Source organism: Prevotella melaninogenica, from assembly GCF_013267595.1.
GTDB classification, from domain to species: domain Bacteria; phylum Bacteroidota; class Bacteroidia; order Bacteroidales; family Bacteroidaceae; genus Prevotella; species Prevotella melaninogenica_D.
In genome coordinates this window covers 1,776,183-1,796,416 of record NZ_CP054011.1, presented here as the reverse complement: position 1 = coordinate 1,796,416, position 20,234 = coordinate 1,776,183, and the positions used below count along the sequence as shown (strand labels likewise).

At 39.8% G+C, this 20,234-nt stretch carries 16 protein-coding genes; 9 read left to right on the top strand and 7 right to left on the bottom strand.

The features are described 5' to 3' along the window. Positions 1-47: 47 nt before the first annotated feature. The 4 genes from porV (at position 48) to FIU21_RS12605 (ending at position 3,571) form a co-directional block, all read left to right on the top strand. The gene (gene porV / locus FIU21_RS12620) at positions 48-1,214 is read left to right on the top strand and encodes a type IX secretion system outer membrane channel protein PorV (RefSeq protein WP_004358793.1); all 1,167 of its coding nucleotides are present in this window, start codon (positions 48-50) and stop codon (positions 1,212-1,214) included. Between the two features lie 190 nt (positions 1,215-1,404). Next, positions 1,405-1,908 (top strand): 2-C-methyl-D-erythritol 2,4-cyclodiphosphate synthase, encoded by a 504-nt coding sequence (gene ispF, locus FIU21_RS12615; protein ID WP_004358794.1) that lies wholly within the window; start codon positions 1,405-1,407, stop codon positions 1,906-1,908. Positions 1,909-2,455: 547 nt separating this feature from the next. Next, positions 2,456-2,638: a hypothetical protein gene (locus FIU21_RS12610; RefSeq protein ID WP_172891404.1), complete on the top strand. Its 183-nt coding sequence runs from the start codon at positions 2,456-2,458 to the stop codon at positions 2,636-2,638. A 222-nt stretch (positions 2,639-2,860) separates the two neighbouring features. Continuing rightward, positions 2,861-3,571, top strand: a complete 711-nt coding sequence (locus tag FIU21_RS12605; RefSeq protein WP_172891403.1) for a hypothetical protein — start codon at positions 2,861-2,863, stop codon at positions 3,569-3,571. Here FIU21_RS12605 and FIU21_RS12600 read toward each other — a convergent pair. Continuing rightward, complete coding sequence (locus tag FIU21_RS12600) at positions 3,568-4,800, bottom strand: IS4 family transposase (protein ID WP_172891309.1); 1,233 nt, start codon at positions 4,798-4,800, stop codon at positions 3,568-3,570. The genes FIU21_RS12605 and FIU21_RS12600 overlap by 4 nt on opposite strands. A 174-nt stretch (positions 4,801-4,974) precedes the next feature. On the opposite strand from FIU21_RS12600, the gene FIU21_RS12595 reads away from it, so the two are divergent. Next, positions 4,975-5,652 (top strand): hypothetical protein, encoded by a 678-nt coding sequence (locus tag FIU21_RS12595; RefSeq protein ID WP_004358795.1) that lies wholly within the window; start codon positions 4,975-4,977, stop codon positions 5,650-5,652. Between the two features lie 81 nt (positions 5,653-5,733). Continuing rightward, complete coding sequence (locus FIU21_RS12590) at positions 5,734-6,819, top strand: DNA/RNA non-specific endonuclease (protein WP_036885726.1); 1,086 nt, start codon at positions 5,734-5,736, stop codon at positions 6,817-6,819. Positions 6,820-7,059: 240 nt separating this feature from the next. Here the strand turns inward: FIU21_RS12590 and FIU21_RS12585 are convergent, their stop codons facing one another. Then, positions 7,060-8,214 (bottom strand): TlpA disulfide reductase family protein, encoded by a 1,155-nt coding sequence (locus FIU21_RS12585; protein WP_004358797.1) that lies wholly within the window; start codon positions 8,212-8,214, stop codon positions 7,060-7,062. Between the two features lie 643 nt (positions 8,215-8,857). On the opposite strand from FIU21_RS12585, the gene FIU21_RS12580 reads away from it, so the two are divergent. Next, on the top strand, positions 8,858-9,775 hold the full coding sequence (locus FIU21_RS12580; protein WP_172891402.1) for an IS982 family transposase: 918 nt from the start codon (positions 8,858-8,860) through the stop codon (positions 9,773-9,775). A gap of 276 nt (positions 9,776-10,051) precedes the next feature. Here the strand turns inward: FIU21_RS12580 and FIU21_RS12575 are convergent, their stop codons facing one another. The 4 genes from FIU21_RS12575 to FIU21_RS12560 form a co-directional block, all read right to left on the bottom strand. Further along, on the bottom strand, positions 10,052-11,134 hold the full coding sequence (locus FIU21_RS12575) for a glycoside hydrolase family 16 protein (RefSeq protein WP_231291299.1): 1,083 nt from the start codon (positions 11,132-11,134) through the stop codon (positions 10,052-10,054). 389 nt (positions 11,135-11,523) lie between these two features. Continuing rightward, positions 11,524-12,036 (bottom strand): LOG family protein, encoded by a 513-nt coding sequence (locus tag FIU21_RS12570; protein ID WP_004358803.1) that lies wholly within the window; start codon positions 12,034-12,036, stop codon positions 11,524-11,526. A gap of 1 nt (position 12,037) precedes the next feature. Next, positions 12,038-13,228 (bottom strand): FprA family A-type flavoprotein, encoded by a 1,191-nt coding sequence (locus FIU21_RS12565; protein WP_004358805.1) that lies wholly within the window; start codon positions 13,226-13,228, stop codon positions 12,038-12,040. An 84-nt stretch (positions 13,229-13,312) separates the two neighbouring features. Further along, complete coding sequence (locus tag FIU21_RS12560) at positions 13,313-14,251, bottom strand: carbohydrate kinase family protein (RefSeq protein WP_004358807.1); 939 nt, start codon at positions 14,249-14,251, stop codon at positions 13,313-13,315. A gap of 141 nt (positions 14,252-14,392) precedes the next feature. Here FIU21_RS12560 and FIU21_RS12555 point away from each other — a divergent pair, with 141 nt between their 5' ends. Both FIU21_RS12555 and FIU21_RS12550 read left to right on the top strand, forming a co-directional pair. Next, a complete protein-coding gene (locus FIU21_RS12555; protein ID WP_004358809.1) occupies positions 14,393-15,634 on the top strand; it encodes a M16 family metallopeptidase in 1,242 nt (413 codons plus the stop codon). A 109-nt stretch (positions 15,635-15,743) separates the two neighbouring features. Then, entirely contained in the window at positions 15,744-17,015 is a 1,272-nt protein-coding gene (locus FIU21_RS12550; protein WP_004358810.1) for an NAD(P)/FAD-dependent oxidoreductase, read from the top strand. A gap of 992 nt (positions 17,016-18,007) precedes the next feature. Here the strand turns inward: FIU21_RS12550 and FIU21_RS12545 are convergent. Next, positions 18,008-20,146 (bottom strand): glycoside hydrolase family 97 protein, encoded by a 2,139-nt coding sequence (locus FIU21_RS12545; protein ID WP_004358812.1) that lies wholly within the window; start codon positions 20,144-20,146, stop codon positions 18,008-18,010. Between the last annotated feature and the right edge of the window lie 88 nt (positions 20,147-20,234).

Sequence of the window (20,234 nt, the reverse complement as noted above, 5' to 3'; positions counted from 1 at the left end):
TTTCAATCCATATAGCAACATTTAATAAGCAATCCAATTAAAATAGAATGATTAATAAGCTTCGTATAGCCATCCTCTCACTGACGGTATTTGCCTCATCTACCGTTTTTGCTCAGGATAAGAAAGATATTTTTAATCCAGTCAACACATCTGTTACCTCACAGACTATCGCTCCTGATGCACGTGCTGCAGGTATGGGTGATGTTGGTGCTGCCACCGACCCAGATGTGAACTCACAGTATTGGAATCCTGCAAAATATCCTTTTAATATTTCTCGTGCTGGTGTTTCCCTAAACTACACTCCTTGGCTTCGCCAGTTGGTGAGCGACATCGACTTGGCTTATCTTGCTGGTTACTATCGTATCGGTGATTACAGTGCAGTCTCAGCTTCTATGCGCTACTTCTCTTTGGGTGAAGTACAGATGACTGACGGATCTAACATGACCATTAACCCTTATGAGATGTCAATGGACGTAGCCTACTCTCTGATGTTGAGTGAGCATTTCTCATTAGGTGCAGCTGTACGTTGGATATACTCAGACCTTACCTATAATTATACAGATGATACCGCACCAGGTTCTGCCTTTGCAGCCGACTTGTCTTGCTATTATCAGAACTATATCAATATAGGTGAGCGTGAGTGCCAGTTGGGTTTAGGTATGAATATCTCTAACATTGGTTCGAAGATTACCTTCGGTGGTGATAATCGCTCTGAGTTCATCCCAACCAACCTTCGTTTAGGTGCTTCGTTGATGATTCCTATCGATGAATTCAACCGTTTTACCATTGCTGCTGATGCTAATAAGTTATTAGTCCCTACCTATCCAAAGCGCAAAGCTGATGAAACACAAGTAGACTATGATAACCGTCTTCAGAAGGAATACTATGACGTATCTTCTATCTCAGGTATCTTCAAGAGCTTCGGTGATGCGCCTAATGGTGCTTCTGAGGAATTGCAGGAGATTCAGTGGAGCTTAGGTGCAGAATATACTTATAATGATAAGTTCTCACTCCGTGCTGGTTATCACCACGAAAGCGAGAACAAAGGTAACCGCAAGTACTTCACTGTCGGTGCAGGCTTCAAGATGAATGTCTTCTCACTGGATGCCGGATATGTTATTGCAACGGCTAAGAACAACCCACTTGATCAGACCCTCCGTTTCTCTCTCTCATTTGACATGGATGGTATAAAAGATTTGTTTAAGAGGAGGTAAAGACCTCCCCCAGCCCCTCCAAAGGAGGGGAGAACCTTATGGGAAACTATTAGAACAGACTTAGTTATCCACTTCTTATCTTATTCATTAATTATTTAGCATTAACTCTCAACCAACCTTCTGCTTATCTTTTAGTAAAGATATTCCCCTCCTTTGCAGGATATTAGGAAGGTTCTCCTTATATAAGAATATGACCGATTCTACTCAACCCATCCCATCCTTCCGTGTCGGAATGGGATACGACGTACACAAACTCGTTGAAGGACGCGACCTGTATTTAGGTGGTATCAAAATTGAGCATACCCTTGGACTCCTTGGACACAGTGATGCTGACGTACTCATTCACGCTATCTGTGATGCCCTACTCGGTGCTGCTAATATGCGCGATATTGGTTATCATTTCCCCGACACCTCTGCTGATACGCTCGATATGGACTCAAAGGTTATTCTTCGCAAGACCATTGACCTCTTAGCAACAAAGGGTTATCGAGTAGGAAACATCGATGCTACGGTATGTGCCGAGCGTCCAAAGATAAACCCACATATCCCTGCTATGTGCAAATGTCTGTCTGATATTATTGGTTGCGATATCGATGCCGTATCTATTAAAGCTACCACTTCCGAGCGCATGGGCTTCGTTGGTCGTGAAGATGGTATGGCTGCATACGCAGTTTGTATGATTGTGAAGGCATGAGATAATTGAAGCATAGTATTTTAGCATTATCCTCATCATATAGGAAAAGACATAAACACCTAATCATGCTATCATCTCTTATTGATAATAAAGACTAAAGGCTGAAATGCTTCATTGGGTTTCAGCCTTTTTTTTAAAACCCAAATCAATCAAGATAGAGCTTTTTACTTCTAATTATAACGGCATTTTTTTAATTATAACACCCTTTTCTATTATGATGCGGGTGCCCAGCACATATGGTGCGGATGGTAAACACCAATGGTGCGAACGCCTCATACCAGACGAAACATTACTAAGATGGAGGCGAACCATACTTAGATTGAAAAGCTTTATATATCCCTTATCCCCTACAAAGAGCTTTTGCGTAACGATAAACCTCATCTATCTTATCTATTGAAAGTAGCTTTCAAGGAACAAACCCACCTTCTTAACGGCTTTTTCCAATAAAAAACATTAACTTTGCAATATAACCATTTGAAGTTTATCCTTTAGCGTTTAACTCGTAGGTAGTAACAATTAAAAACCAACATACTATTTATAAAAAAGCATGAAACATTTTTTACACATCTTAGTACTAACACTTATATTGGCTTTGCCATTACGAGTTTGTGCTGACACAATCACCTTCGATTTCACTCCTGACGGAGGACTCCACGCTTTAGGAATAAAAAAACTAATCCCAAAAAGGGTACAGACCTATCCGACAAAGGCTATTTACTCCAAGATGTAACCTTAACGTAAAAGAAAAACAATGCCTCAACGCCTACACGAATATGGAACTCTAAAGGCAATATAGAGTTACGTTTCTATGCAAATAGTGAGCTTACTCTTAGCGTACCAGCAGGGAAACAGATTACAAGTATTATTTTTTACTGGTAACTTGAAAAGCACATGTAACAGCGGAGCACTAAATGGTTTGTCATGGACAAACGATAATTCTGTGATTAATTCAGTGACTTTTAAAGCATCTGCAACGAATAATATCAATACGATAACTGTCAATTATTCAGCGATGCAGCCAAAGAAACCTATTGCAAAGGTGAACAGTATCAAAGAACTCAAGACCTTGGCAAGTGGAACTAAGGCTACCCTCACCCTTACCGATGGCAATGAGGGTAGTATGGCACGTGTCCTCTATGTATTCGGAACAGGCAGCACACAGGAGGCATACGTACGTGACACGACGGGTGCGGTATGCTTCTATGGTATCAATCCAAACGTACCTTTCGTTAGCAATCAGCACATAGCAGGACAGATTACAGGTGAGTATGTTGTGGAAAATGGTGTCCCATGCTTTAAAGCTATTCCTAATGTGACTAACACCTCACTGCTTGTCATTGCAGCACCTGTTACTGAACAAGCTGTCCAACCAAAGGAGATTAAAGCAAAAAATTATCTTGATAACACTGCTGATTGGGTATGCTTGAAGGACCAGACACTTGTCGATGATGCCCTCACCACGCAAGATGGTATTGTCATCAACAACCGCTTTGGTAGTAACGAGAAATACACTGCACCGTATAAAGGGGCTATCATTGACCTTGCGGGAATCGCTGTTCCGAATTATTGCTGTCCGATAAAACCTCCATATACTGCAATATCCTCTCTCAATCCTGCTGAAATAGGCATGATTAGTTCTAATTTCAAATTCCAAGCCCCCTAGAATAATGACAACTCTTCTGGTGGGGCTTTTACTTGGGTAATCAATCTATCCCAGTCTCTATGTGGCTGCTCAAAGAAACTTTGTATTGCGACATAACTCATAAGTAAAATTCTTATCATTGTTGCCAAGCCTGAGAAGCTCCAAGGTCTCTTTATTTTGTTCTTCACTAGGGTTATAAGCAGATTGGCTATAAGCGTAATCCATATTTGTATTTTTATAGCATTCGCACTCTCTCCATAGAAGTATCTTAGCGGGAAATTCTGTTTTATTTGTTTAAATAAGGTTTCTATTTGCCATCGTCTCTTATAGATAGCTATAATATCTTCTGCCGACATCTGAAAATCATTGGTCAGCAGTGATATGAATCTGATTTTCCCTTTCTTGGTCTTATCCTGATATGTGATTTTTCTTGCTTTATGGTAAATATCTTTTTCCTTTGTATGCTTATGGAAGAGAATGGTTTCTACGCGTACAACTCCATAATCTGTAGTCATCTGGTAATCCGTATCAGCAATCCTTTCAAAGCTAAGATTATTTTTCATCTTAGTTACATATATAACGCCTCTTTGAGTCAGTTCAGAGAACTTTTCATAGTTTATATAGGCTCTGTCAAAAGCAATCAGTTCCTCATTGGCGTATCGTTCTGGGATAAGTGCAAATTGATCATGACTAGCTGCAGATGTGAACTTGATATCGCTTGGAACATTCTCATTGGCAAATATCTCTGTATGTACTTTTATTCCACCCTTCTTCTTACCAGTTTTGGGATTACGTCCTACTCCTTTAAAGACCAGGTTAGAAAACAGACTGATTGTCGTAGAATCTATTATCTTTAGATTCTTCAGCCATTTGGGCTGTCCACAATTTCGGCTGTCCGAGTAAAGTTCATGGCGATATTTCTCATATAAGTTCATATAGATCGAACCGAATATCTCGGAATCTCGGCGTTTGTTTGCATCTGACAAGGTACTTCGACAAGGAAAATGCTTTAAACCAAGATGATTAAAGCGATTAACATTAGCAAAGAGAGAGGCCTTTATCTCACGCAGAGAGTCTAAACGCATCATTACTGCATAAAGCATGACGACAAGATGATGCCATGCATCAAACTTCTTTATATAGTGTTCACCTCCCTGAGCTTGGCTCAGAGAGAGAATTTTATCACGATTAAAATAGTTTAACAGTTGAACATATAGTGGCTGTCCGATAAAATGTGTACTTTTGTTCATCTTATTTCATTGTTTTATTTTGACAACTACAAAGGAAATAAGAAGGGCTGAATGTGCAAAACAATCAGCCCGTTTTTTTTATTATTCTGAATTAAAAAGATATGAACGCAAAAAAAGTTTTATCGGACACCAATAGTTCCGAATAGTGAAAGGAAGGAAATCAACCCAATCTACTTGAATAACCATCGACCTATCACCTTTGTTATCGACGAAGAGAAGACTTTTGTATTGCCTCAAAGCGATATTACGGACGCAGCTGTCCGTCTAAAGCGTACGTTCTCAGCAGACCATTGGAACACTTTTGCCGTTCCTTTCGACATTGAAAAGAAAGACTTAGCCAGTGCGAAGATAGCAACATTCACCAAACAGGTAGAAGACAATACCATGATATTTGATGATAAGCAAACCCAAATAGCAGCAGGTAAGCCCTACCTCATCAAGTGGAACATAGAGCACCCAACCTTTGAAGGAATAACACTCAAGGCGACAAAGCCTGAGACAGTGACATCAAACGATGGACAATACAGTTTCGTGGCTGTTTATAGTCCAAAAACTCTCGCCTTGGATAAGACTGAACGTTATCTCTCTACAGATGAAAGTCTCAACTATCCACTAAATGCTGACAACAAGGCAAATCTTCTGAAAGGTTTACATGCCTACTATCATGTACCAGCAACAGCGACTGTTAAGATCTCATTTTCGTCTACATCAGATGCTATCACACGCCCTTATATGCTTACAAACAAGGTGATGAAGGTATATAACCTCAATGGTCAATACGTGGGTAGTACGCTCACTAACCTACCAAAGGGAGTGTACATCGTGAATGGACATAAACTGATTATCAAATAAGAAGGAACACAACGTTATGAAGAAAACATATAAAACACCGATGATTATGAATATTATTGCTAAAAATAAGGAGGATTAAAGATGAAACAGAATATTATCACTTCACTGTTGTTGCTCCTTAGCATAACGACTATAGCACAAAATAAGAAACAAACCATCACGATTACTACCAAACTGGGCGAGGTGCATACCTACGTCATGGGTGAGACGATAGATAGTACACGTGTGATTGAGGGCGTGGGGATAAAGGTCTACCCTAAGGGAAAGACTGTTTCAGAGGACTTCCTCTTCTCTCAAATCGACTACACCATCACCGAGACCGTCACACCTAACCCCGAGCCAATAGGTAACAATTCCAATCGTAACACTGCCGACGACCTACAAAAGAACCGCGAGGGTTGGCGATTGGAGTTCCCACGTTTCTATCAAGGAAGCAACAAGACGTATGAAGTGACACATTACACTACTGAGGCGAACCTTGGAAAGCTGCGTAACTACTCTATCGAATGGGACGCTAAACTCAAAGCAAACCGTTGGACCTGCTATGAACTGTATGATGTTCTCCTGCAGAAGAACGTAAAGAGACAAAATACCTTCCAACAAGACCCAGAGATACCAGCAAATGAACAAACCTCGCCTGACGACTACAGAGGGAGTGGCTTTAGCCGTGGACACCTCTGCCCATCTGGTGATAGGCTCTATTCTGCCGCTCAGAACAAGCAAACCTTCTATCTAACGAATATGCAACCACAGATACAAGGGCACAATGGTGGTGTATGGGGGAAGCTTGAAGAGAAGGTACGTGCGTGGGCGGGACGATGTGATACGCTCTATATCGTGAAGGCTGCCACTATTGACAAGGATGAGTATATCTGTAATCAAACCGATTTGGAAGAGATGGCACAGAAGGAATCATCCGGCAAGTCACTTCATTTCAATGGAATCGTACCAAAGTTCTTCTATATGGCACTACTTGCTTACGACAAGAAAACCAACACCTATCGTGCCCTCGGTATTTGGTCGCCCCATTACAATAATAGTAAAAGCGAGTATATCACAATCCAGGAGTTACAGAATCGAACTGGTATAGACTTCTTCTGTAACCTTAGTGACGATATAGAGCAGGCTGTAGAGACAACCATTGACCAAGCGTACTGGGGATACTAACAGCTTTAGAGGTTAGTGTGTGACGTGTAAAAACATGAAATAAAAGTTGCTGTCACTCCTGTCACTCCAATAACTCTTGCATATGATTACTTAACAAGAGGTTACGAGAAGTGTTAAAAGTGACAGCAAACTAAATAAAAAAGAAATTAGGTTATTGAGATAGAGATTCTATATCAATAACCTAATTTCTTTATGCCGAAGTATTCTCAGCTTAGCTCATAGAAGATTCATGTCTGATTCTTATAACAAACGCTCAATCTCCTGCTCAAGATTCTTAATCTGTGATGGGTTCTTCACAATATTGTTACCTCTATCAATGAGATAAATGATTGGGAAAGACTGCGCAGGAGCGGTATAAGCTTGACTGATACCAGTGTCATCATAAACGTTTATCCATGGCAGATTAGCCACCTGCTCCTTCCAGAAGTGAGCATTATCGTCTAATGAAACCATATAGATTTCTAATCCGCGGTCATGATACTTATTGTAAAGTTCGCGCAGCTGCATAATGTATTCTGTAGAACCCTTTGCTGCAAAGACATGGAAGTCGAGCAGAACAACCTTACCTTTCAAATCAGTAAGATGGCGTTCTACACCACGGTTGTCACGTAATGGAAGGTCGACAACACCTAATTCCTTAGCCTCTATCTCCACAGGCTTGTTCTGTGCCTTCACAATGCGCTCATCCTTCATCCCCTTAATCGTGATATTATGGAGATTCTGCGTACGCTCCGAACCTGGATAATAGGTGTCCCAACTGGTTGCAACGGCACCAAACACCTTATTGTCAGCAACGTCTCTTGATGGGTCAAATATCAAATGCGCTTGATTACCAATTACAATATACTGGAATAAAGCAAAATAGCTATAAGCGCGCATAGGCTCCTTAAAGATATAATTGCGTGATACATCCTGCTTATAGTCGCTCATCAATACTGTGATAATTGAATCAGCAAGATCAGGACGTTCTGCAAGAATAGACTGGCAACGTGCTTGTAAGTCAATTTGCTTCAGTGCTAATTCCTTGATTTTCTCATTCTCATAGGAACCCTTCACACTATAATCGGTAGCCATCTGCGGATAAGTAGCCTTCACATCGACTGTCTCTGTAGAATCAATACCAATATTGATAATCTGTCCAGCTATGCGAAGTCGATAGAACTCTGGATTATCCACCTTATCACCTGAGAACGAAAAATCGCCCTTTTCATCGAGTTTAACAGAGTCAACAGTAGAAAATCCATTGAGTCCATTATGCTCAAAATAGAGCAAAGAGTCCTTGGCATTTGCAATAGAACCTGTCACATGGAACTTTTCTCCCGCACAACTTGCCAGTGCAGCGAGTCCAATAATCGCAAAGCCTGCCGCCAAAATGTTTCCGATTTTATGCTTCATTGTTTAATAGATATTACGTTTTTATCTTATCTTCCTTGCAAAGGTAACGTAAAATGATAAAACTGCAAAGCAAATATCGTCAAATATTATCAAATTCACTATACTTAAACAAAACTTCCTCCAGCCACTAAAAAGAGATAACATTGATTACTTATAGCCGTATCTTAAACTCAAATCTACTTTTTAAAGAAACGCTGAGATATATGTGCATAGAGGGCTTAACAGACTATTATTTCATCTCTTTTTGATAAAAATCTATCGATTTCATCGAGATTAATCAAATAAGAGTAACACTTATGAACCAAGTACCTCTATAAATAATTGGATGCAAAAAGGGCTTATATCAAATGACAACATTGATACAAGCCCCTTATATTTTTGTATTCATCTACCCTCTTTCACGATATTATCAACATTTGGTAATTACAATGTAACAGTCTATTTGATGTATAACATCAGGGTTTCAGAATACTTTTCTAACGTAGCAAGATAATCCATAGCACCATGTTATAGATACCTTGCTCGTAGTTTTGTTATCTACTAACCTGAACTCGGGATAAGAAAAGTCTGCAAAAAGTTGGTAATCTCATTATATTTTTGTAACTTTATAGTTGAAAATCAATCAATTACAATAAATATAACAATGATTACCAAGGACAAAATTACTGAAATTTTCTGTATTGCAGATGACTTTTGCAAAGAATTTGAGTTAGAAACTGATAAAATAGGTCTCTCAGAAAAGAATAAAGGATGTCATCGCCATCGCAGGTGGCGTATGAGTAAGTCTGAAATCATAACGATATTAATTTGCTTCCACTTTAATTCCTATCGTAATTTTCGTCACTATTATACCTTTTTCGTAAAAGAGCATTTAGCAGATTTATTTCCAAATCAATTGTCTTATAATCGTTTTCTTGAATTAGAGGCAAGAGTCTCTGTAGAGATGATGATGTTCCTGCAGATATGTTGTTTTGGGAGGTGTACTGGTATTAGTTTTATTGACTCAACTTGTATTCCAGTTTGCCATAATAAACGTATTTGTCGCAATAAGGTTTTTAGAAATTATGCAACAAGGGGTAAGAGTACAATGGGATGGTATTTTGGATTCAAACTACATCTTATCTGTAATGAAAGAGGTGAGATTCTAAACTTTATGCTCACTAAAGCAAATGTTGATGACCGAGACGAAAATGTATTTAACAGGTTGACAGACAATGTATTTGGTAAATTGTTTGCAGACAAAGGGTACATTTCTCAAGGATTATTTGAGCGATTGTTCAATGATGGAATAAATTTAGTTACTGGCATTAGGAGTAACATGAAAAACAAACTAATGCCACTTTATGATAGACTTCTTCTAAGGAAAAGATCTGTAATAGAGACTATCAATGATGAGCTAAAGAATGTAGCTCAATTAGTGCATTCAAGGCATAGAAGCATATTTAATTTCGCAATGAATGTTCTCTCTGCTATTGCAGCCTACAGCTTCTTTGAGAAGAAGCCAGCAGTGAACATAGACTTTGCTATAGAGCAACATTCGGGACAGCATACATTATTCTAAAGTAATCTGTTTTATTATTATCTTTAGGCTCAATCAAAAGATTGAGTCTAAAGAGCCGTTGTACTAAACCAAACAGAAGAGTGATATGATACTTATCCCGAGTTCAGGTTACTAATTTATTTTACCAGAACCTTCTTACCATTAATAATGTAGATTCCAGGATTTAATTTTCCTTTATCGTTCACATCTCTTACTTTCATTCCATTGATAGAATAGACAGTACCATCATTTTGATTCGCGGAGTCTATCTTGTCTATAGCAATACCTGTAACAGTGTTATTTGACGTATGACTCGTACCTATATGGATACATACTTGGTAGTATTTCTGTATTAGCCTTCCACGCCTTACCACCTACTTGTCCTGTAATGGCAACGTCCCAAACACGGTCCTCTCCATACTTTGAGAGGTTTTGTGCTAAGAGTGTATTATAACGATATGGATACTTCGAATTGTTTGATTTATATCGATTATCCTTTGTACGGAAAACAGATCTAACTCTTCCATCTAAGAGGAAAGTTACAACTAAGTGCATTGGATCACCTGGCTCTGGGTCAATCTGTGCACCATAGACATGGAAGTCTTTTCCTGGATCGAAGTCAATCTCTCTTACACGATCTCCATAGTCATTATGGTTATAAGTATTATTTAGTCCTCCGTTTTTCCAACCAGCATTGTAGTCCATGCCATGGGTAGTTTGATGCAGATAAAAGCCTTTCTCTTTCATTGCATCTTTTCGGTCCTCATTAACAAAAAACTCTTGTAAATCAATCTCAAATGTACTTGCTCCATTACAGTGACGAAGCCATAGTGCCATCCAAGTTCCAAACTCATATGGAATCTTATCCTTTACCTCTATACGTGAGTAAAGAGGATAGTAAGTTCCATGTTCTAATCCTTTACCATTCACCAAGTCTGCTCCGTTAGCATTACGACTGGAGAGAGCACCAGACCACCAACCGTATTTTCCAAAGTCGTGTTTAGGTTTAAAAGGTGGTTGTACCTTTACTTTATAGTCGGTCCCAGCTGGGTCTTTTTTAGCGTCAGGACGACGTCCTGTTAAAAGCGGTTCACGTGATGCAGTAATATTGGCAACTCCATTTCTTACCCTTATCATATCGGCACGATAATACTGAACACCTCCCTGCCCCTCTGTATTACCGTAATCATCAAACTTATAATTATACTTTGGATCACCATAGACACCCCATTTAGATTCGTCAATCTTGTCTCCATTAAACTCATCGCCACCATAGTAATTCCAACCAGCCATGGACGGTACGGCATTCTGTGTTACTTGTGCAGATAGGTTAGAGAGTCCTAAACACAATCCACAAAGTATTAGTCCTGCTGTTTTCATGTTGATTTTGTTTAAAAGTAGCCTTATGCCACTCATGTTATTTAATTAGATAAAGGTAGCTTGATATTAAACAGGGATGCTTAAACAATCTTGTAAAGCTATCCTGTTATAATTCTTAAATCTAATCATTAGCTAACCTTCGGCTGCAAAATTACACTATTCACCGCATATTTACATGCTTTGTGGCTCAGGTAGAGTGCAAAATAACTGTAAGGTATTGTAAACGTATTCATTTTTTGTTGAAGAATATGAAATGAACACGTCTATTGTTTATTTATGTTTCGTTTTTATATCAATGCGTCTCAACGAAATAATCCTTTGAAAAATAGTTACGTATTAAAGACAAATCTCTAAGTTTGCAATTCATGTTGCAAAATTAGAGATTCGGGTTAAAAGTCGTCTATACTCTTAATCTCTATATAATCGTGGAGTCTACCACGCATCATACCTTTTTCTTGTTGGTCATTTAGCAGGGCAATAAGACTATCCCAAAAGCCCTGCACGTTGACTAAGGTAACCTTCTTATGATGATAACCAATAGAAGCAGAGGCTGCAACAGTGAAAATTTCATCAATTGTTCCGATACCACCTGGTAAAGCATAGAACTCATCAGAGCGTTCCATGATGATTGCCTTGCGATCAGTAAGGTCTTCGCAAGGAATCTCTACATCTACATAGTCGCTAACTCTACGTCCTTCTTCTAAGATACGAGGGATAACTCCGATAGTACGTCCACCAGCTTCATGTACAGCTTTACCAATACACTCCATCAATCCACTGTTGGCTCCACCATAAACAAGCATATGTCCATTCTCTCCAATCCATCGTCCCAACTCTTCCGCAGCACGGAAGTAGTCGGGAGCAATGTTATTGTTTGCAGAACAAAATACTGCTATATTCATTTTATTCTTCTAAAAGTTTTGCAGCCATTTCGCGTCCTAAGCGGTTGCATTCTTCTTTTATTTCAGGTGTCAGCGCCTGCTTCATCTCTACTGGCTCACCCACTTTTTCAAAGTGGAGATGGTTCTCATTCCATTCGCCAATGGCAGCAACAGCCTTTGAAGCCCAAGAGTAAGAACCAAACCAACCAATAAGATGGTTCTTGATATCGCGATTAGCAACCTCCTGCAAGAGTACATCCATCTCGTGATAGAGTCCTGCATTATAGGTAGGAGCACCAACAATCAAGCCACGGAAGCGGAAGATGTCTTGGAGAATATAGCTGTGGTGTGTCTTAGAAACATTGTACAAACGAATATTCTTCACACCAGCAAGCGATGCTGAACGTGCAATCTGTTCTGCCATACGCTCTGTATTGCCATACATTGTACCATAGCAAATCACCAAACCAGGCTCTGTTTCGTACTTAGACATACGGTCATACAGTCCGATAACCTTGTCAACATACTTATGCCATACTGGTCCGTGAGTAGAGCAGATATAATCAATATGAATACCCGCAAGCTTCTTCAACGCGTTCTGAACAGGTGTTCCGTACTTTCCAACGATGTTAGAATAGTAGCGAACCATCTCTAACCAACACCAATCAGTATCAATCTCTTGATCGATGAGACCGCCATTTAATGCACCAAAACAGCCGAACGCATCACCTGTAAAGAGGTAGCTGACCTCACCTTTACAGAGTGTCATCATTGTCTCTGGCCAGTGAACCATTGGAGTCATAAAGAACTGTAAGGTATGATTACCTAAGCTCAACTCCTCACCATTCTTAACCTCTAACGTATTATCCTTGACACCATAGAATCCTGACATCATATCAAAGGTTTTCTTATTACCGATAACTTGGATATTAGGATAATATTTACGCAGTAAACCTATTGAACCAGAGTGGTCAGGCTCCATGTGGTTGATGACTAAGTAATCAATCTGTCGGTCGCCCAACACCTCACGAAGTCTCTCAATAAACTGTGTAAAGAAGTCTACTTCTACTGTATCAATAAGGCAAACCTTCTCATCATCAATGAGATAAGAATTGTAGGTAACACCATAAGGCAGTGGCCATAATCCTTCAAAAAGGTTCTTATTACGATCGTTAACTCCTACGTAATAAACTTTATTGGCAATTTCTATCATTTTATTTTTGAATTTATGTAGTTTCTTTTGTTAAGCATATTGGGCTTATTAGACCAATTGGGTTTATTGGGCTAATAAGGCTTATTACAAAGCCTCCTCCTTCATCTTCTCACCAAAGTCCTTGCTTACATAGTTGAAGATGTCCTTGCAGCAGTCTGCAGAGAACGCCAAGGCATAGTTGATAAGTTTGTCCCATTGCTCTTCTGTCAGCCCTCTTTCGAGATCAGCACGAGTGATACCATGTTTCAACATACCGAAGATGAAACCTGCATTAAAGTTGTCACCAGCTCCGATTGTACTGACAACATTCGTGTCGAGAACAGGATAGGACTTCTTCAATTCCTTACCACTGCGCACTTCAACAGGCTGACTTCCCTGTGTATAGATAAACTGCTTGCAATAAAAAGAAATCTCCGCATTATAGACCTTATCAGCATCTTCTTTTTTATAAATCGTTGCAAAGTCCTCCAAACTACCACGTACGATATCCGCATAATCAAGATTTTCTATCAAATTAGGGGTAATCTTAATAACATCATCCTTATGTGCAGGACGGAAGTTAACATCGTAGTAGATGATTGCACCACGTGAACGTGCATAATCAAGTAATCCTACCACCTGCGGACGAATCACTGGATTCACCGCATAGAAGGAACTAAAAAGCACAATATCATCGGGCTGTATATCAGGGAATGTGAAATCTAATTGAACGTGTGGGTGATCTTTATAGAAGATATACTCAGCATCATTCTTCTCATTAAGGAAAGCGAGTGATACAGGTGACTTAGAATCAGGGAAGGTTGAAATGTTATCAGCATTCACACCATTGTCCTTCAAGAAGTCGATAATATATTTTCCAACATGGTCATTACCCGCCTCAGAGATAAACGATGTGTTGACTCCGCAGCGTCCTAACGACGTAATGGCGTTAAAGGTAGATCCACCTGGAACTGCCTCAACTGGTTTATTATCCTTAAAGATGATGTCTAAGACGGTTTCACCGATACCTATAACTTTCCGCATTTTATTGTGAATTATGTTGTTTCTCGCTTTAGTTGTGCAAATATACAGAAATTTAGGCGGAACACAAAATGAATCGAGTTCTTTTTTCTTTGTCTATTAAAGTCTATTAGTTTTCATTCTTTTTTCTTAATTTTGCACCCTATGACAAGATATCAGACTGCAGTCTTAGAGAATGGACTGCGCATCATTACCCTTTCAACGACCTCACCAGTGGTCTATTGTGGGTATCAACTCAACGTCGGGACAGCTAACGAACTACCTGACGAGGAGGGTATTGCTCATTTCTGCGAACATGTTACCTTCAAAGGTACTACTCGCCGAACAGCAATTGATGTTATTCAATGTCTTGAGCAAGTAGGAGGCGATCTCAATGCTTTCACCACCAAGACCAATACGGTTTATTATTCAGCTATTCTGAAGGACCATCTTCCCCGAGCGATAGACCTACTGACAGATATTGTTTTTCACAGTATCTATCCACAAAAAGAGATTAACAAGGAGGTAGAAGTTATTTGCGATGAAATCGAGTCTTATAACGATAGTCCAGCAGAGTTGATATATGATGAGTTTGAAAATATCATCTTCCGTGGACATCCTTTAGGACATAGTATCCTTGGTACGGCAGAGCGTGTCAGGAAGTTTACTGCCGAGGATGCACTTCGTTTCACTCAGAAGCACTACCAACCGATGAATTCGGTGTTTTTTGCCTATGGTGATGTGGATTTTGATAATCTACTTAGCCTTTTAGAGAAGGAAAATCACTCGAAAGTAAGAATAAAGGGTGAAACTGAAAAGCCAATAGAAACTCCGCTTCCTGCATTGAGTGAATATCAGCCACAGACAGTTAAGATAGATAAGCATACTCACCAAGCCCACGTGATGATTGGTAATCGTGCCTATAGCATACATGATAAAAGACGTATGGCACTTTATCTACTTAATAACATCTTAGGTGGACCTGGTATGAGTGCCCGGTTGAATCTTGCACTTCGTGAACGGCGTGGACTCGTTTATACGGTAGAAAGCTCTATAGTGAGCTATTCTTTAACAGGTATTTGGAGCATTTACTTTGGCTGCGACGCAGATGATTTGGACGAATGTATGCGCCTTGTACGTGCAGAACTTGACCATTTCATCGACATTCCATTGACAGATGACGAGTTGTCTATAGCTAAACAGCAGATTAAAGGACAGATTGGCATAGCTTGTGACAACCGAGAGAACCTTGCTTTAGACTTCGCTAAAGGTTTTCTCCACTATGGTTGGAAGAAAGATATATCAGCACTTTATCGCAATATTGACGCTATCACCGCTGAAGAGGTGCAAGCTGTTGCACGCGAACTCTTCCCAGAAGAACGACTTACAAAACTGATTTATATATAAACGGAATAACTTTTCCCTTAGCAAAGAATACCTCTGGCACGATTTTCTCTGTAAGAAAGAAAAGGAAACAGACATATAAAAGAAAACAAACATAAATAAAAGCAGGATAATGAAAGCAAACATTGAACACACTGACAAAAAGAGAATCGTTATTGTTGGTGGTGGATTAGGAGGTTTGGAATTAGCCTTCAAATTAGTAGACGGTGACTATCAAGTAGTATTGGTAGATAAGAATAACTATCATCAGTTCCCTCCATTGATTTATCAGGTGGCTTCGGGTGGTCTTGAACCAAGTAGTATCTCCTTTCCTTTCCGTCGACTCTTCCAAGGTAAAAAGGACTTTTTCTTCCGTATGGCAAAGGTAGAGTCGGTGAATACGGATAAAAAGATAATCAATACGACTGTAGGTGAGATAGATTACGACTATCTTGTAATGGCGTTTGGCGCAAAGACAAACTTCTTTGGTAATAAGGATATCGAAGCAACGACCCTCCCGATGAAATCGGTTAGTGAGGCTATGAAACTTCGTAACACTATTCTCCGTAATCTTGAACTTGCTCTAACAGAAGAAGACCCAGCACGCAAACAAGCTTTAATGAATATTGTCGTTGTTGGTGGTGGTGCTTCAGGTGTAGAGATTGCAGGTGCTGTGGCAGAAATGAAGAAGAACATCATTGCTCGTGATTACCCCGACCTTGACTCTTCACAGATGCATATCTACCTTGTAAATGCTGTTGACCGTCTGCTATCAGCTATGGACCCAGTATCATCAAAGCGAGCAGAACGTGATTTAAAGGAGTTGCATGTTCATATCCGTCAGCCTCAGTTTGCTACTGAATACAAAGATGGTATTCTGAAAACCAGTGCTGGCTTAGAGATTCCTACACAGACCGTTATCTGGGTGAGTGGAATCTGTGCAAACACCGTCGAGGGTTTTCCCGCAGAGAGTATTGGTCATGCTGGTAGGTTCTTAACAGATCGTTTTTGTCGTGTGAAAGGTGTAAAAGATGTCTATGCTATTGGTGATGTGAGTCTTGTCGAGGGTGATGAGGAATATCCACTCGGTCATCCACAGTTAGCGCAGGTTGCTATGCAGCAAGCAAAGACAGTAGCAAAGAATTTTAAAGCAATGTCGAAAGGGAAAGAACTAAAGCCTTTCAAATACAAAAATCTCGGTGTAATGGCAACTATTGGTCGTAACCATGCCGTAGCCGAAATCTCTGGAAAGAAGTTTGGAGGTTTCCCTGCTTGGGCGTTGTGGCTCGTTGTTCACCTTCGCTCTATCCTTGGTGTAAAGAATAAGACGTTTATTCTGCTCAACTGGGTATGGAACTATATTAATTATAAGCAAAGCCTCCGTTTGATTTTGAAGGCAAAATAAACATTCAGTCCCCTACTCTTGAGAACTAAATGTATTCCCTTCCCCTATTGGTTCGTAGCTATTAGACCAATAGGGAAAGTTCTTTTTATTCATAAAAATAGATTATTATTATATTGTTTATAGGTTATTATTATTACAATTCTTTATTAACCCCTCTTCTGTTCACCCTCTTTCTTATCCTAATGTACCACTCCTCCTCGACTTCTTGTCGTGAAAATAAATTGAAACTACTTCTTTAAAAAGGAAAAACCGGATTCAAAATGACGATTAGATGATGTTAAAGCACAATAGAAGCGCTCAATGGAAAGAACACTAAACATTAAACAAAAACATAGCAAAGACTATCAGCCGTCTATCCTTTTATCATCTTCTGACATAGAATCCCTTTTCTTTTTAATACTTCAAAAACATAAAAAAGACCATGAAAATTCATTACACGAATTAGAATAAAACATCTAAAAACAAAGGCAAAAACCCGTATAAAAAGCAGATTGTTAACCAGCAGAAAATCAGTTTGTTATAGAACAGCAAAATTAAAGGTGCTTAATTGGATTTCAAAAGGGCGTTACTTAGACCTCAAAAGGGCACCTTTTGCAAGTCAATTAGGCGTCTTTTAGAAGCCAAAAGAGCATGTATTGGTTTTGAGCCTTGCGAAAATAGTTTACAAGAGATCAATTAATAAGGGAATAAGTTGCTTGTAGAAGATGGGAAAACATGCTTATGAATAGACATATAATTGCTTCTCACAACTAAGAATGAAAAGAAAGAAAATGTGCGACAGACCAACAAACAAGATGCTGGAATGTCGCACGATGAGTAAGTAAGTAAGTAAGTAAGTAAGACGCTTCGTGTAAGAGATAGAATATCCGCAGAGAAACGTAGCCATCTTTCAAAGGATATAACCCTTTGAATTTCTGAGCAATCACGCTTCTCTGCGGCACTTCTATCTTATACTATATTGATATCGGTTAATACCGATAAAACTTAATGGCTTAAAGTGCTTTCAAGCTGATAGCAAAACCACCTCCGCGAACCTGCTGAAGCTTGAGGACATCACCCTTCTTGACAGTGCGCTTAGTAATGGTGTAAGCCTTTGGATTCTTCTCGTAATCAGCATCTTTTGCATCTGCGTAGATGGTTGCCTCATACTTACGACCCTTATCAAGGAAGTCGAGTTTAAGAACACTAAGGTGTGGTGCAAGACCAGTCTTTCCTCCAACGAACCAGTTGTTAGTGCCTTTTGCCTTACGGGCAACAGTGATATAACGTGCTGGCTCTGCCTCAAGATAATGGCTATCATCCCAGTCGCAAGCAACATCCTTAATGAACTGGAAAGCATCATTATACTTCTGATAGTTCTCTGGAAGGTCGGCAGCCATCTGAAGTGGACTATACATTGTTAGATAAAGCGCAAGTTGACCTACGAGGGTTGTGTGAACATAGCTCTTATTATTGCACCATGTAGAGAGTTGAGTCTCAAGAATACCAGGAGTATAATCCATTGGTCCGCCCTGAAGACGAGTAAATGGGAGGATAACAGTGTGGTTAGGATCGCTACCACCGAATGCTTCATACTCTGTTCCACGTGCTGACTCGTTACCTACAAGGTTAGGCCATGTACGACAAAGACCCGTAGGACGAGTTGCTTCATGTCCATTCACCATAATATGATGCTTAGCAGCTTCCTTAATAACATGGAGATAATGGTTGTTCATTGACTGTGAATAGTGGTGGTCACCACGTGGAATAATGTCACCTACATAACCAGTCTTCACTGCGTCATAACCATACTTATTCATCAAATTAAAGGCATCTTCCATGTGACGCTCATAGTTCTGTGTACTTGAAGAAGTCTCATGATGCATCATCAACTTAACCCCCTTAGAGTGTGCATACTCATTCAAGCCTTTCAAATCAAAGTCTGGATAAGGAGTAACAAAGTCGAATACATAGTCTTTCCAGTGACCGAACCAGTCTTCCCAACCGATGTTCCAACCTTCTACCAACACTTGATCTAAGCCGTTAGCAGCAGCAAAGTCGATGTATTTCTTTACATTTGCGGTGTTAGCAGGGTGATGTCCGTTAGGCTTTGCATGGGCATAATCAGTTTGACCAAGCTTCACTGAACTAAATTCATCAGTATAAGCCCAAGACTTACCACCTGCAATCATCTCCCACCAAACGCCACAGTACTTAGTTGGATGAATCCATGACGTGTCTTCAATCTTACAAGGTTCGTTAAGATTGAGGATGAGGTTATTAGCAAGCATATCACGTGCATCATCGCTAACCATCACCGTACGCCAAGGAGTTTCGCAGGGAGTCTGCATGAATCCCTTCAAACCAGTAGCGTCAGGAGTAAGCCATGACTCGAAGGTCATTGTTTTATCATCCAGATTCAAGTGCATTGTAGCATAGTTTGCACATGCTGCCTCGTGAATATTAATGTACAAACCATCATTAGACTTCATCTGTAAAGAGGTCTGAACACCCGTCTCTGAGAATACAGAAACAGATGAGTTGTCCCAGTTTACAGCATCGTGGAAACGCTTACGGATTTCAGAAAGCTTTGATTCTTGTGTCTCCTGCTCCTGTGTATCATAGTCTCCAGGAAGCCACCAAGCTGTATGATCGCCAGCCATAGCAAACTGTGTATGCTCATCCTTTATAACAAAGTAGTTCAATTCTGGCTGTTGTGGGAATTCGTAACGAAGGCCCATTCCATCGTCATAAACACGGAAACGGATAACAATGTTACGCTTGCTGCTTGGCTGATTGAGGTCTACTTCCAACTCATTGTAGTGGTTACGAATGGTAGCAGTCTCACCCCAAACAGGCTTCCAAGTCTCATCGAACGTTGTAGTCTTGGTAGCTGTCTTCTCGAAACCATCCATAAGACTGGTTTCGTTCATGCCCTTACTGGCATGTTTGTTCTTAGCTAATTCCAAACCTAAGTGCGAAGGCTTTACAACAGCCTTACCCTTATAAGTCATCTCATAAGTAGGCACTCCATTCCCTGTTAATGAGAAAGTAACTGCAACATTACCGTTAGGAGACTTTACAGTCTGCGCATTCGCAATGCTTGCCCACCCCATTAGTAGCCCAATAAGGGCAATATTGGTTTTCTTCATTGTTTTGTTAAAGTATAAAAATGATTATAATTTCTATTTAAAGATTGTAAGAGTAATTATTTGATTTTATGCAAAGATAGTAAAAAAG